Here is a 15,597-nt window from a genome sequence, read left to right as displayed (position 1 = left end):
CGGGCAGTCAACGTGCGCGTAGTGACGAATGTTGGAATCGTACTCTACGTGTGCAGTGTTGATGGTGATACCACGAGCCTTCTCTTCCGGCGCGCTATCGATCTTGTCGAAATCGACCTTGGCCGAACCGAATACTTCGGAGCAGACGCGGGTCAGAGCAGCAGTCAGAGTGGTTTTACCGTGGTCAACGTGACCGATGGTGCCGACGTTGACGTGCGGTTTGTTACGTTCGAATTTTTCCTTAGCCACGACAGTAAACCTCTTACTTAAAGGGCGGGATTAGCCTTGTTTTTTAACCAGCGCTTCGACGATGTTCGCCGGAGCCTCTGCGTACTTGGAGAATTCCATGGAGTAGCTGGCGCGACCCTGGGACATGGAACGAACGTCGGTAGCGTAACCAAACATCTCGCCCAGCGGAACTTCGGCACGGATTACCTTACCGGAGACCGAATCTTCCATACCCTGGATCAGACCACGACGACGGTTCAGGTCACCCATCACGTCACCCATGTAGTCCTCAGGAGTCACCACTTCTACCTTCATGATCGGCTCAAGCACCTTACCGCCGCCCTTCTGGGCCAGCTGCTTGGTCGCCATGGAGGCAGCGATTTTGAACGCCATCTCGTTGGAGTCGACGTCGTGGTAGGAACCATCGAACACGGTAGCCTTCAGGCCGATCAGCGGATAGCCGGCAACGACGCCGTTCTTCATCTGCTCTTCGATACCCTTCTGGATCGCCGGGATGTATTCCTTCGGAACCACACCACCCACAACTTCGTTGGTGAACACCAGACCTTCGGTGATGTTGCCCTTGTCGTCCACGTCCGGAGTCGAGAAGCGAATCCAGCAGTGACCGAACTGACCGCGACCACCGGACTGACGAACGAACTTACCTTCGATCTCGACAGCGTCCTTGGTGATGGTTTCACGGTAGGAAACCTGCGGCTTACCGATGTTGGCCTCGACGTTGAACTCGCGCTTCATGCGGTCAACGAGGATGTCCAGGTGCAGCTCACCCATACCGGAGATGATGGTCTGACCAGTCTCTTCGTCGGTCTTGACGCGGAACGACGGGTCTTCCTGGGCCAGCTTGCCCAGAGCGATACCCATCTTCTCCTGGTCAGCCTTGGTTTTCGGCTCAACAGCTACCGAGATAACCGGCTCCGGGAAGTCCATACGCTCCAGGATGATCTGCTTGTCCGGATCGCACAGGGTTTCACCAGTGGTGACGTCCTTCATGCCGATCAGAGCAGCGATGTCACCAGCGCGCACTTCTTTGATCTCTTCACGCTGGTTGGCGTGCATCTGCACCATACGACCAACGCGCTCTTTCTTGCCCTTCACGGAGTTGATGACCGACTGGCCAGACTCCAGAACGCCCGAATAGACGCGAACGAAGGTCAGAGTACCGACGAACGGGTCGGTAGCGATCTTGAACGCCAGAGCCGAGAACGGCTCGTTGTCGTCTGCATGACGCTCGTCGTAATCGGCTTCGGCGATCTCTTCTTTCGGCTTGTCAGCCAGATCCGGGTGAATACCCTTGATTGCAGGGATCTCGGTCGGAGCAGGCAGGAAGTCGATAACGGCGTCGAGAACCAGGGGAACACCCTTGTTCTTGAACGAGGAGCCGCAGACAGCCGGAACGATCTCGCTCGCCAGAGTACGAGCGCGCAGACCAGCCTTGATGTCTTCGACGGACAGGTCGCCTTCTTCAAGGTACTTGTTCATCAGCTCTTCGTTGGCTTCGGCAGCAGCCTCAACCATGTTCGAGCGCCACTCGTTGGCCAGGTCCACCAGCTCGGCAGGAATTTCTTCCTCACGATAGGTAGTACCCTTGTCATCATCGTTCCAGTAGATGGCCTTCATCTTGATCAGATCGACCTGACCTTCGAAGTTCTCTTCTGCACCGATGGCCAGCTGGATTGGCACCGGAGTGTGACCCAGACGGTTCTTGATCTGACCGACGACGCGCAGGAAGTTAGCACCCTGACGGTCCATCTTGTTCACGTAGACAACGCGCGGAACACCGTACTTGTTGGCCTGACGCCATACGGTTTCCGACTGCGGCTCAACGCCCGAAGTACCGCAGAACACAACGACAGCACCGTCGAGTACGCGCAGCGAGCGCTCTACTTCAATGGTGAAGTCAACGTGACCGGGGGTATCGATGACGTTTACGCGGTAGTTGTCGTACTGACCAACCGAACCTTTCCAGAAGGTGGTGATAGCAGCGGAGGTAATGGTAATACCACGCTCCTGCTCCTGAACCATCCAGTCGGTGGTCGCGGCGCCATCATGCACCTCGCCCATCTTGTGGCTCAGGCCTGTGTAGAACAGGATCCGCTCGGTAGTGGTGGTCTTGCCCGCGTCAACGTGGGCACAGATACCAATATTACGGTAGCGGTTAATTGCTGTATTACGAGCCATAAAGCCCTCGCAAGGTTAGTGGAGCCGGAATTAGAAGCGGTAGTGCGAGAAAGCCTTGTTGGCTTCAGCCATACGGTGCACGTCTTCACGCTTCTTGACAGCAGCGCCTTTGCCTTCAGCAGCATCCAGCAGCTCACCAGCCAGGCGCAGAGCCATGGACTTCTCACCGCGCTTGCGCGCGTAGTCCACCAGCCAGCGCATGGCCAGAGCGTTACGACGGGACGGGCGAACTTCGACCGGAACCTGGTAGGTAGCACCGCCTACACGGCGGGACTTGACTTCGACCAGCGGAGCGATGGCGTCGAGAGCTTTCTCGAAGATCTCCAGGGGATCGCTGTTCTTGCGTGCTTTGACAGTGTCCAGAGCACCGTAAACGATGCGCTCGGCCACGGCCTTCTTGCCGCTTTCCATCACGTGGTTCATGAATTTGGCGAGGATCTGGCTTCCGTATTTCGGATCGTCCAGAATCTCACGCTTGGCTGCTACACGACGTCTTGGCATTGATAAGCCCTCAAACGGTCTTCAGGTTAGCTCGGGACCAACGGCTAATGCCGCGCCCGACCTTACTCTTATCGACTCAACTAAATAAAAAGGATCAAGCGGCCTTATTTCGGACGCTTGGTACCGTACTTGGAACGACCCTGCTTACGGTCTTTGACGCCGGAGGTATCCAGCGAACCACGCACGGTGTGGTAGCGCACACCCGGAAGGTCTTTTACACGACCGCCACGGATCAGCACGACGCTGTGCTCTTGCAGGTTGTGGCCTTCACCGCCGATGTACGAAGAAACTTCGTAGCCGTTGGTCAGACGCACGCGGCACACTTTACGCAGTGCCGAGTTAGGTTTTTTCGGCGTGGTGGTGTACACGCGGGTGCACACGCCACGACGCTGCGGGCAGTTCTGCAGCGCAGGCACGTCGGATTTCTCGACGATACGCTTACGCGGCTGACGTACCAGCTGGTTGATAGTTGCCATCTACTAGCTCCACTGTTGTCTTTCGACGCTCACAAATAAAGATGGCAGAGCCAAGCGCCCTGCCAAATTTAGGGGTGCATGAGTCTAAAGAGACTCACACCCCCAGTCAAGGCAAAGCCCCGCTAGCGAACTAGCGAGGCTTCGACTCAATTTCCGCTGGAGTTCAGCGCTTCGGTCAGTGCGGCTTCCACTTCACTGGCGCTGACACGTACCGGCTTGTCAGCTTCACGCTTGCGCTTGCGCTCGCTGTGATAGGCCAGACCGGTACCGGCCGGGATCAGACGACCCACGACCACGTTCTCTTTCAGACCACGCAGGTAGTCGCGCTTGCCAGTAACCGCCGCCTCGGTGAGGACGCGAGTGGTTTCCTGGAAGGACGCTGCCGAGATGAACGACTCGGTGGACAGCGACGCCTTGGTGATACCCAGCAGTACGCGGGTGTACTTGGCGACGAACTTGTCCTCTTCGGCCAGACGCTCGTTCTCGCCCAGAACCTGGGTGAGCTCCATCTGGTCGCCTTTGATGAAGGACGAATCGCCGGACTCGCTGACTTCAACCTTGCGCAGCATCTGACGCAGGATGGTCTCGATGTGCTTGTCGTTGATCTTCACGCCCTGCAGGCGGTACACGTCCTGGATCTCGTTGACGATGTACTTGGCCAGCGCGCTGACGCCCAGCAGACGCAGGATGTCGTGCGGATCGCTCGGACCGTCGGAGATAACTTCGCCGCGGTTCACTTGTTCGCCTTCGAAGACGTTCAGGTGACGCCACTTCGGAATCAGCTCCTCGTACGGATCGCTGCCATCGGTCGGCGTGATGACCAGACGACGCTTGCCTTTGGTCTCCTTGCCGAAGCTGATGGTGCCACTGATTTCTGCCAGGATCGAAGCCTCCTTCGGACGACGGGCTTCGAACAGGTCAGCAACGCGCGGCAGACCACCGGTGATGTCGCGGGTCTTCGAGGTTTCCTGCGGGATACGGGCGATAACGTCACCGACCGCGATCTGCGCACCGTCCGCCACGCCGACCAGGGCGTTGGCAGGCAGGAAGTACTGAGCGGGAACGTCGGTACCCGGCAGCAGCAGTTCCTTGCCGTTGGTGTCGACCATCTTGATGGCCGGACGAATGTCCTTGCCAGCAGCAGGACGATCCTTCGGATCGAGAACCTCGATGTTGGTCAGACCGGTCAATTCGTCGGTCTGACGCTTGATGGTGATGCCCTCTTCCATGCCGACGAAGGTCACGACACCCTTCATTTCGGTCACGATCGGGTGGGTGTGCGGGTCCCACTTGGCGACGATGGCGCCAGCGTCGACCTTGTCACCTTCCTTCACGGAAATCACGGCACCGTACGGCAGCTTGTAGCGCTCGCGCTCACGACCGAACTCGTCGGCAACAGCCAGCTCACCGGAGCGGGAAACCGCTACCAGGTTGCCGTCCACACGCTCGACGTGCTTGAGGTTGTGCAGACGAATCGCACCACCGTTCTTCACCTGGACGCTGTCGGCAGCCGAGGTACGGCTTGCAGCACCACCGATGTGGAAGGTACGCATGGTCAGCTGGGTACCCGGCTCACCAATGGACTGGGCAGCGATAACGCCGACCGCCTCACCGATGTTGACGCGGTGACCACGGGCCAGATCGCGACCGTAGCACTTGGCGCAGATACCGTAGCGGGTTTCGCAGGTGATCGGCGAACGCACGACCACTTCGTCGACGCTGTTCAGCTCGATGAACTCGACCCACTGCTCGTCGATCAGGGTACCGGCCGGAACGATGATCTCGTCGGTGCCTGGTTTCGGCACGTCACGGGCGATCACACGACCCAGAACGCGTTCACCCAGCGGCTCGACCACGTCGCCGCCTTCAATGTGCGGAGTCATCAGCAGACCCTGCTCGGTGCCGCAATCGATCTCGGTCACCACCAGATCCTGAGCCACGTCGACCAGACGACGAGTCAGGTAACCGGAGTTCGCGGTCTTCAGTGCGGTATCGGCCAGACCTTTACGTGCACCGTGGGTGGAGATGAAGTACTGCAGAACCGACAGACCTTCGCGGAAGTTCGCGGTGATCGGCGTCTCGATGATGGAACCGTCCGGCTTGGCCATCAGACCACGCATACCGGCCAGCTGACGGATCTGGGCGGCGCTACCACGCGCACCGGAGTCCGCCATCATGTACATGGAGTTGAAGGACTCCTGCTCGACGGTCTTGCCTTCGCGATCGACAACCGGCTCTTTCGAGAGGTTGGCCATCATCGCCTTGGAGACCTCATCGTTGGCCTTCGACCAGAGGTCGATCACCTTGTTGTACTTCTCGCCCTGGGTAACCAGGCCGGAGGCGTACTGCGATTCGATTTCCTTCACTTCCTCGGTGGCGGCGTCGATGATGCGCGCCTTCTCATCCGGGATGACGAAGTCGTTCACGCCGATCGACACACCGGAGATGGTCGAGTAGGCGAAACCGGTGTACATCAGCTGGTCGGCGAAGATGACGGTGTCCTTCAGACCCACGGTGCGGTAGCACTGGTTGATCAGCTTGGAGATCGCCTTCTTCTTCATCGACTGGTTGACCACGTCATAAGACAGGCCGGCCGGTACGATCTGGAACAGCAGCGCGCGGCCGACAGTGGTGTCGACGATGCGGGTGTTCTTGGTGATCGAACCATCTTTCTCTTTGATGGTTTCGTTGATACGCACTTTCACGCGGGCGTGCAGGGACGCTTCGCCGGCGCGGAACACGCGGTCGACTTCCTGCAGGTCGGCGAAGACGCGGCCTTCACCCTTGGCGTTCACCGCTTCACGGGTCATGTAGTACAGACCCAGTACCACGTCCTGCGACGGCACGATGATCGGCTCGCCGTTGGCGGGGGAGAGGATGTTGTTGGTCGACATCATCAGCGCGCGCGCTTCGAGCTGAGCTTCCAGGGTCAGCGGCACGTGAACGGCCATCTGGTCACCGTCGAAGTCGGCGTTGTACGCGGCGCAGACCAGCGGGTGAAGCTGGATCGCTTTACCTTCGATCAGTACCGGTTCGAACGCCTGGATGCCCAGACGGTGCAGGGTCGGTGCGCGGTTGAGCAGTACGGGGTGTTCGCGGATCACTTCAGCGAGAACGTCCCAAACCTCCGGCAGCTCGCGCTCGACCATCTTCTTGGCGGCCTTGATGGTGGTCGCCAGACCACGCATTTCCAGCTTGCCAAAAATGAACGGCTTGAACAGCTCCAGAGCCATCTTCTTCGGCAGACCGCACTGATGCAGACGCAGGGTCGGGCCCACGGTAATTACGGAACGACCGGAGTAGTCCACGCGCTTACCGAGCAGGTTCTGACGGAAGCGACCTTGCTTACCTTTGATCATGTCGGCCAGCGACTTCAGCGGACGCTTGTTCGAGCCAGTGATGGCGCGACCGCGACGGCCGTTGTCGAGCAGAGCGTCGACCGCTTCCTGCAGCATGCGCTTTTCGTTGCGCACGATGATGTCCGGCGCCGACAGATCGAGCAGGCGCTTGAGACGGTTGTTACGGTTGATCACGCGGCGATACAGATCGTTCAGATCGCTCGTTGCGAAGCGGCCACCGTCCAGCGGTACCAGCGGACGCAGATCCGGCGGCAGAACTGGCAGAACGGTCAGCACCATCCACTCCGGCAGGTTGCCGGAGTCCTTGAAGGCTTCCATCAGCTTCAGGCGCTTGGACAGCTTCTTGATCTTGGTCTCGGAGTTGGTCTGCGGAATCTCTTCGCGCAGGCGGCCGATCTCGTGATCCAGGTCGATGGCGTGCAGCAGCTCGCGAACGGCCTCGGCACCCATGCGGGCGTCGAAGTCGTCACCGAACTCTTCGAGGGCTTCGAAGTACTGCTCGTCGTTGAGCAGCTGACCCTTCTCGAGGGTGGTCATGCCCGGATCGATCACCACGTAGCTCTCGAAATAGAGCACGCGCTCGATGTCACGCAGGGTCATGTCCATCAGCAGGCCGATACGGGACGGCAGCGACTTGAGGAACCAGATGTGGGCGACCGGCGAGGCCAGTTCGATGTGCGCCATGCGCTCACGACGAACCTTGGCCAGGGCCACTTCAACGCCGCACTTCTCGCAGATCACACCGCGGTGCTTGAGGCGCTTGTACTTGCCGCACAGGCACTCGTAGTCCTTGACCGGGCCAAAGATCTTGGCGCAGAACAGGCCGTCGCGCTCTGGCTTGAAGGTACGGTAGTTGATGGTTTCCGGTTTTTTAACTTCACCGAACGACCACGAACGGATCATCTCAGGCGAGGCCAACCCGATACGGATGGCGTCGAACTCTTCGATCTGACCCTGGTTTTTCAGCAAATTCAGTAGGTCTTTCAAGGCCTTTCCTCCTGGCGGAGCGGGCAGCGAGCTGGACTAGCCCCGCTGCCGATTCACGTCGTGTTATTCGGTTTCCAGATCGATATCGATGCCGAGCGAACGGATCTCTTTGATCAGTACGTTGAAGGACTCGGGCATGCCCGGCTCCATACGGTGATCGCCATCCACGATGTTCTTGTACATCTTGGTACGGCCGTTCACATCGTCCGACTTCACGGTCAGCATTTCCTGCAGGGTGTAGGCGGCGCCATAGGCTTCCAGCGCCCAGACCTCCATCTCCCCGAAGCGCTGACCACCGAACTGCGCCTTACCACCCAGCGGCTGCTGGGTAACCAGGCTGTAGGAACCAGTGGAACGGGCGTGCATCTTGTCGTCCACCAGGTGGTTCAGTTTCAGCATGTACATGTAACCGACGGTAGTCGGGCGCTCGAACTGGTTACCGGTACGACCGTCGAACAGACGCATCTGGCCGCTCTCCGGCAGATCAGCCAGCTTCAGCATGGCCTTGATCTCAGTTTCCTTGGCGCCGTCGAACACGGCAGTCGCCATCGGTACACCGCCTTTGAGGTTCTTCGCCAGCTCGAGGATCTCGGTATCGGAGAACTCGTCGAGGTTTTCCTGACGACCACCGATCTCGTTGTAGATCTCGGCGAGGAACTTGCGCAGCTCAGCGATCTTGCGCTGCTCTTCGAGCATGCGGTTGATCTTCTCACCCAGGCCCTTGGCCGCCAGGCCGAGGTGGGTTTCGAGGATCTGACCGACGTTCATACGCGACGGTACGCCCAGCGGGTTCAGTACGATGTCGACCGGAGTACCGTTGGCGTCATGCGGCATGTCTTCGACCGGCATGATCACCGAGACGACACCCTTGTTACCGTGACGACCGGCCATCTTGTCACCCGGCTGGATGCGACGGCGGATGGCCAGGTAGACCTTGACGATCTTCAGTACGCCCGGCGCCAGGTCATCGCCCTGCTGCAGCTTGCGCTTCTTGTCTTCGAACTTGTCGTCGAGCATCTGACGGCGGTCGGAGATGTAGGCCTGAGCCTTTTCCAGCTGCTCGTTCAGGGCGTCGTCGGCCATGCGCAGTTTGAACCACTGGCCACGCTCCAGACCGTCGAGGAACTCGTCGGTGATTGCGGTGCCTTTCTTCAGACCAGCGCCGCCTTCAGCGATAGCGCCAACCAGCGCCGAACGCAGACGCTCGAAGGTCGCGCCTTCGACGATGCGGAACTCTTCGTTCAGATCCTTGCGGATCTCGTCCAGTTGCTGCTTCTCGATGGCCAGGGCGCGGCTGTCGCGCTCGACACCGTCACGGGTGAAGACCTGTACGTCGATGACGGTACCCTTGGTGCCTGTCGGCACACGCAGGGAGGTGTCCTTAACGTCAGACGCCTTCTCACCGAAGATCGCACGCAGCAGTTTTTCTTCCGGAGTCAGCTGGGTCTCGCCTTTCGGAGTGACCTTACCGACCAGGATGTCGCCCGGGCCGACTTCGGCGCCGACGTAGACGATACCGGCTTCATCCAGCTTGTTCAGCGCAGCTTCGCCCACGTTCGGGATGTCAGAGGAGATTTCCTCTGGGCCGAGCTTGGTGTCACGCGCCACACAGGTCAGTTCCTGAATGTGGATGGTGGTGAAGCGGTCTTCCTGAACCACACGCTCGGACAGGCAGATGGAGTCTTCGAAGTTGAAGCCGTTCCACGGCATGAACGCAACGCGCATGTTCTGACCCAGCGCCAGTTCACCCATGTCGGTGGACGGACCGTCAGCCATGATGTCGCTGCGCGCAACCTTGTCACCTTTGCTCACCAGCGGACGCTGGTTGATGCAGGTGTTCTGGTTGGAGCGGGTGTACTTGGTCAGGTTGTAGATGTCGACACCGGCTTCGCCAGTTTCGACCTCGTCATCGTTGACACGAACCACGATACGGCTGGCATCGACCGAGTCGATCACACCACCACGACGGGCCACGACGCAGACGCCGGAGTCACGGGCGACGTTGCGCTCCATGCCGGTACCTACCAGCGGCTTGTCGGCGCGCAGGGTCGGCACAGCCTGACGCTGCATGTTCGAACCCATGAGTGCACGGTTGGCGTCGTCGTGCTCGAGGAACGGAATCAGCGAGGCGGCAACCGAGACTACCTGCTTCGGCGACACGTCCATCAGGGTGACGTCTTCCGGCGCCTTGACGGTGAATTCGTTCAGGTGACGTACGGCAACCAGCTCGTCGATCAGCTGACCCTTGTCGTTCAGGGTCGCGGACGCCTGAGCGATCACGTGATCGGCTTCTTCGATAGCGGACAGGAACACGATCTCGTCGGTGACCTGACCTTCCTTGACCACGCGGTACGGGCTTTCCAGGAAGCCGTACTGGTTGGTGCGGGCGTAGGCAGCCAGCGAGTTGATCAGACCGATGTTCGGACCTTCCGGCGTTTCGATCGGGCACACGCGGCCGTAGTGGGTCGGGTGTACGTCGCGGACTTCGAAGCCCGCGCGCTCACGGGTCAGACCACCTGGGCCGAGCGCGGAAACGCGGCGCTTGTGGGTGATCTCGGAGAGCGGGTTGTTCTGGTCCATGAACTGCGAGAGCTGGCTGGAACCGAAGAACTCCTTCACCGCCGCCGCAACCGGCTTGGCGTTGATCAGGTCCTGCGGCATCAGGCCTTCGCTTTCGGCCATCGACAGACGCTCCTTGACCGCGCGCTCTACGCGCACCAGGCCAACGCGGAACTGGTTCTCGGCCATCTCGCCGACGCAACGCACGCGACGGTTACCCAGGTGGTCGATGTCATCGACGATGCCTTTGCCGTTGCGGATGTCGACCAGGGTCTTGAGCACGGCAACGATGTCTTCACGCGACAGCACGCCCGAACCTTCGATCTCGGTACGGCCGATACGACGGTTGAACTTCATGCGACCAACGGCGGACAGATCGTAACGCTCGGCGCTGAAGAACAGGTTGTTGAACAGCGTCTCGGCAGCATCCTTGGTTGGCGGCTCGCCAGGACGCATCATGCGGTAGATCTCGACCAGCGCTTCCAACTGATTGGTGGTGCCGTCGATCTTCAGCGTATCGCTGATGAACGGGCCGCAATCGATGTCGTTGGTGTACAGGGTCTCGAAGCGGACAACCTGGGCCTTGGCCATCTTGACCAGCAGGTCGGCGGTCAGCTCGGTGTTGCACTCGGCGATGATCTCGCCAGTAGCCGGGTGCACGATAGCCTTGGCAGTGGTACGGCCAATGACGTATTCGAGCGGAACGTCCAGCTCTTTGATGCCAGCCTTGTCCAGCTGGTTGATGTGGCGGGCAGTGATACGACGGCCCTGCTCCACGATCACCTTGCCGCTGCCGTCCTTGATGTCCAGGACTGCGACTTCACCACGCAGACGCTGCGGCACCAGCTCCAGGCTCAGGCCTTCGTTCTTAACGTGGTAGACGTTGGTGTCGTAGAAGGCATCGAGCACTTCTTCGGTGCTGTAGCCGAGCGCGCGCAGCAAAACGGACGCCGGCAGTTTACGGCGACGGTCGATACGCACGAATACCGCGTCCTTCGGATCGAACTCGAAGTCCAACCAGGAACCGCGGTAAGGAATGATGCGCGCGGAGTACAGCAGCTTGCCCGAGCTGTGGGTCTTGCCACGGTCGTGGTCGAAGAACACACCCGGCGAACGGTGCAGCTGGGAAACGATCACACGCTCGGTACCGTTGATAACGAAGGTACCGTTCTCGGTCATGAGCGGAATCTCGCCCATGTACACTTCCTGCTCCTTGATGTCCTTGATCGCTTTGTTCGACGACTCTTTGTCGAAAATGATCAGACGGACTTTCACGCGCAGCGGTACGGCGAAGGTCACGCCACGCAGGACGCACTCCTTGACGTCGAACGCAGGCTCGCCCAGGCGATAGCCGACGTACTCCAGAGCGGCATTGCCGGAGTAGCTGATGATCGGGAATACGGATTTGAAGGCCGCATGCAGGCCGATGTCACGGAACTGTTCCTTGCTCACCCCTTGCTGCAGGAATTCGCGATACGAATCCAGCTGGATGGCCAGGAGGTAAGGCACATCCATGACATCCGGCAACTTGCTAAAGTCCTTGCGGATACGTTTTTTCTCAGTGTATGAGTAAGCCATCAGCGTTCCCCAGCTTGGTCACCTGCTTATTTGGCCAACGCCGGCGGCGGTGACCAGAAAATCGTGCAAACCCTCGGTTTGCGGCCGCCTCTTTGGCGGGATCTTTCCAGCTCCAGGCTGACTGACGAACAGCCAACCTAGAACGGAAAAAGGCCGGTGGCAAAAGCCACCAGCCATCAGCCTTGTGCGAGTCGCTCGGGCTGTAGACGCAAGGTGCGAACTTACTTGAGCTCGACCTTGGCGCCAGCTTCTTCCAGCTTCTTCTTGGCGTCTTCAGCAGCTTCTTTGGTCAGACCTTCAGCGACGACCTGAGGAGCGGTGTCAACCTTCTCCTTGGCTTCTTTCAGGCCCAGACCGGTCAGCTCGCGAACGGCCTTGATCACGTTCACTTTCTTGTCGCCAGCTTCAGTCAGAACGACGTTGAACTCGGTCTGCTCTTCAACAGCGGCAGCAGCGGCAGCCGGGCCAGCGGCAACGGCAGCAGCGGCGGTAACGCCGAAGGTTTCTTCCATCGCTTTGATCAGCTCAACGATTTCCATAACGGATTTCTGGCCGATTGCTTCGATGATTTGCTCGTTAGTCAGAGACATGACTATCAATTCCTGTATTGGGGTGACGGCCTACGCGACCATCAAATTAAACGTTTGATTTCGAAAGTGCTCACGCCGCCTTAGGCAGCAGCAGCTTCTTTCTGGTCGCGAATAGCTGCCAGAGTGCGAGCGAGTTTGCTGGTGGCGCCTTGAATAACGCTCATCAGCTGGGCGATGCCCTCGTCGCGGGTCGGCAGACTTGCCAGTACGTCGATCTGGTTTGCTGCGAGGTACTTGCCCTCGAACGCAGCTGCCTTGATCTCGAACTTGTCCTGACCCTTGGCGAACTCCTTGAACAGACGAGCAGCAGCGCCCGGGTGTTCGTTGGAGAAAGCGATCAGGGTCGGGCCTTTGAACACGTCGTTGAGCACGTCGAACTGAGTGCCTTCAACGGCGCGCTTGAGCAGGGTGTTACGCACGACTTTCACGTACACACCAGCTTCGCGGGCCTCTTTACGGAGTCCGGTCATTGCGCCGACGGTCACGCCACGGGCATCAGCCACGACAGCGGACAGACCGGCTTTGGCAGCCTCGTTGACTTCAGCGACGATGGCCTTCTTGTCTTCGAGTTTAATTGCCACGGGTTTACTCCTGGTTTTTACCGTTTCGCTGAACCGAAGTTCGGCGGCGTTTTGGTGTCTGATTCGGTAACGAATCGGGAGCACCATCTGCGTAGGCCATCAGGCAAGCCTGACGTTTAAAACAACTGTCACCTACGGTCTTGGATAGCCCCCGCCAGGCAGGGACCCCAATCTTTCAAAGCCGGCGGCGCGCACGCCGCCGACCCAATCACTTACGCGTCGAGCGAAGCCTGATCGATGATCAGACCCGGACCCATGGTGGTGCTCAGGGTCACACGCTTGACGTAGATACCTTTCGAGGTGGACGGCTTCAGACGCTTGAGGTCAGACAGCAGGGCTTCCACGTTCTGCTTCAGCGCAGCGGCTTCGAAGCCGACCTTGCCAACGGAGGTGTGGATGATGCCGTTCTTGTCGGTACGGAAACGTACCTGACCAGCCTTGGCGTTCTTGACAGCGGTCGCAACGTCCGGAGTCACGGTGCCGACTTTCGGGTTCGGCATCAGACCGCGCGGGCCCAGTACCTGACCCAGTTGGCCAACAACACGCATGGCGTCCGGGGAAGCGATGACCACGTCGTAGTTCAGATCGCCAGCCTTCATTTCGGCAGCCAGCTCATCCATACCAACCTTGTCAGCACCGGCAGCCAGAGCAGCTTCAGCGCCCGGACCCTGGGTGAACACGGCAACGCGTACGGATTTGCCAGTGCCGTTCGGCAGAACGGTGGCACCACGTACAACCTGGTCGGATTTACGCGGGTCTACGCCCAGGTTCACAGCAACGTCGAAGGACTCGGTGAACTTGACAGCAGACAGCTCGGCCAGCAGGCCGGCAGCTTCTTCGAAGGTGTAAGCCTTGCCGGCTTCAACCTTGGCCGCGATGGCCTTTTGGCGCTTGGTCAACTTAGCCATTACACACCCTCCACGTTCAGGCCCATGCTACGAGCGGAGCCGGCGATGGTGCGCACGGCCGCATCCAGGTCAGCGGCAGTCAGATCAGCCTGTTTGGTCTTGGCGATCTCTTCCAGCTGAGCACGGGTAACGGTGCCTACTTTGACGGTGTTCGGACGAGCGGAACCGCTGGACAGGCCGGCGGCCTTCTTCAGCAGTACCGATGCCGGGGTGCTCTTGGTTTCAAAGGTGAAGCTGCGGTCGCTGTAAACAGTGATGATCACAGGAGTCGGCAGACCAGGTTCCATGCCCTGAGTCTTGGCGTTGAACGCCTTGCAGAATTCCATGATGTTCACACCGTGCTGACCCAGAGCCGGACCAACGGGTGGCGACGGGTTTGCCTGACCGGCTTTAACCTGCAGCTTGATATAAGCCTGAATTTTCTTAGCCATTAGCTACTCCAATTTCGGGTTCGAACGCCTGACGGCTCCCCGAGGTTACTTACGCATTTATCCCAGTGACGACAAAACCCCGCAGCCTAAGGCTGCGGGGTGAGGGATGCTTATGTCAGTTATGCCTTCTCGACCTGACTGAACTCCAGCTCGACCGGGGTGGAGCGACCAAAAATAGTCACAGCAACCTGGATGCGGCTCTTCTCGTAATTCACTTCTTCGACCACACCACCGAAATCGGCGAACGGGCCATCGACAACTCGTACCATTTCGCCCGGCTCGAACAGTGTTTTCGGCTTGGGCTTGTCACCGCTATCGGCAACACGACGCAGGATGGCTTCAGCTTCCTTCTCGGTGATCGGTGCCGGCTTGTCGGCAGTACCACCAATGAAGCCCATGACGCGCGGCGTATCCTTGATCAAGTGCCAAGTCGCCTCGTTCATTTCCATCTGCACCAGAACATAGCCAGGGAAGAACTTGCGCTCACTTTTGCGCTTCTGACCGTTGCGCATCTCGACCACTTCTTCAGTGGGAACGAGAATCTCGCCAAAGTCTTCTTCCATACCAGCCAGTTTCACGCGCTCGATGAGCGAGCGCATGACATGCTTCTCGTAACCCGAGTATGCATGCACGACGTACCAACGCTTAGCCACGAGACACCCTTAACCAACAATCAGGGAAACAAGCCAACCGAGCAGGGAATCGAGCCCCCACAGCAGCAGCGCCATTACCAGAACCACCGCCACGACGATCAGGGTCGTCTGAGTGGTTTCCTGGCGGGTCGGCCAAACAACTTTACGAATCTCGACGCGGGCTTCTTTCAGCAATACCGCAAAGGCCTGACCACGAGCAGTTTGAAATGCCACGAAAGCAGCAGCAGCACCCAATGCAACCAGACCCAGAACACGATACAGAACCGGCTCAGCAGAGAAGTACTGATTACCTACGACACCCACAACAACCAGGGCAGCGACAACCAGCCACTTGACCAGATCAAAGCGAGAGTCTTTGGCTTCAGCCTTAACATTCATTCGAGAGGATCCTGTGAAAGACACGCCAGATTCGTTAGAAAATGGCAGGTCAGGAGGGAATCGAACCCCCAACCTGCGGTTTTGGAGACCGCCGCTCTGCCAATTGAGCTACTGACCTAAAGCAAAATCAGGCCGACCATTATGCCGGCCTGAGAGGAACAGATCAACC

12 protein-coding genes and 1 tRNA gene are annotated in these 15,597 nt (G+C 58.9%); all 13 read right to left on the bottom strand.

What is annotated here, in order from left to right; all coding sequences use genetic code 11:
- Nucleotides 1-249: GTP-binding protein (locus tag PCLY_RS02140; protein WP_231740097.1), on the bottom strand; the 249-nt coding region annotated here is incomplete at its 3' end.
- A 30-nt stretch (nt 250-279) separates the two neighbouring features.
- Nucleotides 280-2,427, bottom strand: a complete 2,148-nt coding sequence (fusA, locus tag PCLY_RS02135) for an elongation factor G (protein WP_061237600.1) — start codon at nt 2,425-2,427, stop codon at nt 280-282.
- A gap of 30 nt (nt 2,428-2,457) precedes the next feature.
- Entirely contained in the window at nt 2,458-2,928 is a 471-nt protein-coding gene (gene rpsG / locus PCLY_RS02130; protein ID WP_003246741.1) for a 30S ribosomal protein S7, read from the bottom strand.
- A gap of 104 nt (nt 2,929-3,032) precedes the next feature.
- Nucleotides 3,033-3,404, bottom strand: a complete 372-nt coding sequence (gene rpsL / locus PCLY_RS02125) for a 30S ribosomal protein S12 (RefSeq protein ID WP_004373429.1) — start codon at nt 3,402-3,404, stop codon at nt 3,033-3,035.
- A 146-nt stretch (nt 3,405-3,550) separates the two neighbouring features.
- On the bottom strand, nt 3,551-7,750 hold the full coding sequence (gene rpoC, locus PCLY_RS02120) for a DNA-directed RNA polymerase subunit beta' (protein WP_061237599.1): 4,200 nt from the start codon (nt 7,748-7,750) through the stop codon (nt 3,551-3,553).
- 63 nt (nt 7,751-7,813) lie between these two features.
- Nucleotides 7,814-11,887: a DNA-directed RNA polymerase subunit beta gene (rpoB, locus tag PCLY_RS02115; protein WP_061237598.1), complete on the bottom strand. Its 4,074-nt coding sequence runs from the start codon at nt 11,885-11,887 to the stop codon at nt 7,814-7,816.
- Nucleotides 11,888-12,108: 221 nt separating this feature from the next.
- A complete protein-coding gene (rplL, locus tag PCLY_RS02110) occupies nt 12,109-12,477 on the bottom strand; it encodes a 50S ribosomal protein L7/L12 (RefSeq protein ID WP_061237597.1) in 369 nt (122 codons plus the stop codon).
- Between the two features lie 80 nt (nt 12,478-12,557).
- Nucleotides 12,558-13,058 (bottom strand): 50S ribosomal protein L10, encoded by a 501-nt coding sequence (gene rplJ, locus PCLY_RS02105; protein WP_003463333.1) that lies wholly within the window; start codon nt 13,056-13,058, stop codon nt 12,558-12,560.
- A gap of 212 nt (nt 13,059-13,270) precedes the next feature.
- Nucleotides 13,271-13,966, bottom strand: coding sequence for a 50S ribosomal protein L1 (gene rplA, locus PCLY_RS02100; RefSeq protein ID WP_061237596.1), 696 nt, complete (start codon nt 13,964-13,966; stop codon nt 13,271-13,273).
- On the bottom strand, nt 13,966-14,397 hold the full coding sequence (gene rplK / locus PCLY_RS02095) for a 50S ribosomal protein L11 (RefSeq protein WP_021488823.1): 432 nt from the start codon (nt 14,395-14,397) through the stop codon (nt 13,966-13,968). Before rplK ends, rplA begins: the two co-directional genes overlap by 1 nt.
- 119 nt (nt 14,398-14,516) lie before the next feature.
- On the bottom strand, nt 14,517-15,050 hold the full coding sequence (nusG, locus tag PCLY_RS02090) for a transcription termination/antitermination protein NusG (RefSeq protein ID WP_061237595.1): 534 nt from the start codon (nt 15,048-15,050) through the stop codon (nt 14,517-14,519).
- Nucleotides 15,051-15,059: 9 nt separating this feature from the next.
- The gene (gene secE / locus PCLY_RS02085) at nt 15,060-15,428 is read right to left on the bottom strand and encodes a preprotein translocase subunit SecE (RefSeq protein ID WP_061237594.1); all 369 of its coding nucleotides are present in this window, start codon (nt 15,426-15,428) and stop codon (nt 15,060-15,062) included.
- A 42-nt stretch (nt 15,429-15,470) separates the two neighbouring features.
- Nucleotides 15,471-15,546: transfer RNA gene (locus PCLY_RS02080), tRNA-Trp, on the bottom strand.
- Between the last annotated feature and the right edge of the window lie 51 nt (nt 15,547-15,597).

The organism is Ectopseudomonas composti (assembly GCF_001567565.1).
Lineage (GTDB): Bacteria > Pseudomonadota > Gammaproteobacteria > Pseudomonadales > Pseudomonadaceae > Aquipseudomonas > Aquipseudomonas composti_A.
This window is presented reverse-complemented; position numbering and strand designations above follow the sequence as displayed.

Bases quoted from the DNA above. Each gene is read 5' to 3' on its own strand.
- fusA (WP_061237600.1), bottom strand. From the start codon at position 2,427: ATGGCTCGTAATACAGCAATTAACCGCTACCGTAATATTGGTATCTGT.
- rpsG (WP_003246741.1), bottom strand. From the start codon at position 2,928: ATGCCAAGACGTCGTGTAGCAGCCAAGCGTGAGATTCTGGACGATCCG.
- rpsL (WP_004373429.1), bottom strand. From the start codon at position 3,404: ATGGCAACTATCAACCAGCTGGTACGTCAGCCGCGTAAGCGTATCGTC.
- rpoB (WP_061237598.1), bottom strand. From the start codon at position 11,887: ATGGCTTACTCATACACTGAGAAAAAACGTATCCGCAAGGACTTTAGC.
- rplL (WP_061237597.1), bottom strand. From the start codon at position 12,477: ATGTCTCTGACTAACGAGCAAATCATCGAAGCAATCGGCCAGAAATCC.
- rplA (WP_061237596.1), bottom strand. From the start codon at position 13,966: ATGGCTAAGTTGACCAAGCGCCAAAAGGCCATCGCGGCCAAGGTTGAA.
- rplK (WP_021488823.1), bottom strand. From the start codon at position 14,397: ATGGCTAAGAAAATTCAGGCTTATATCAAGCTGCAGGTTAAAGCCGGT.
- secE (WP_061237594.1), bottom strand. From the start codon at position 15,428: ATGAATGTTAAGGCTGAAGCCAAAGACTCTCGCTTTGATCTGGTCAAG.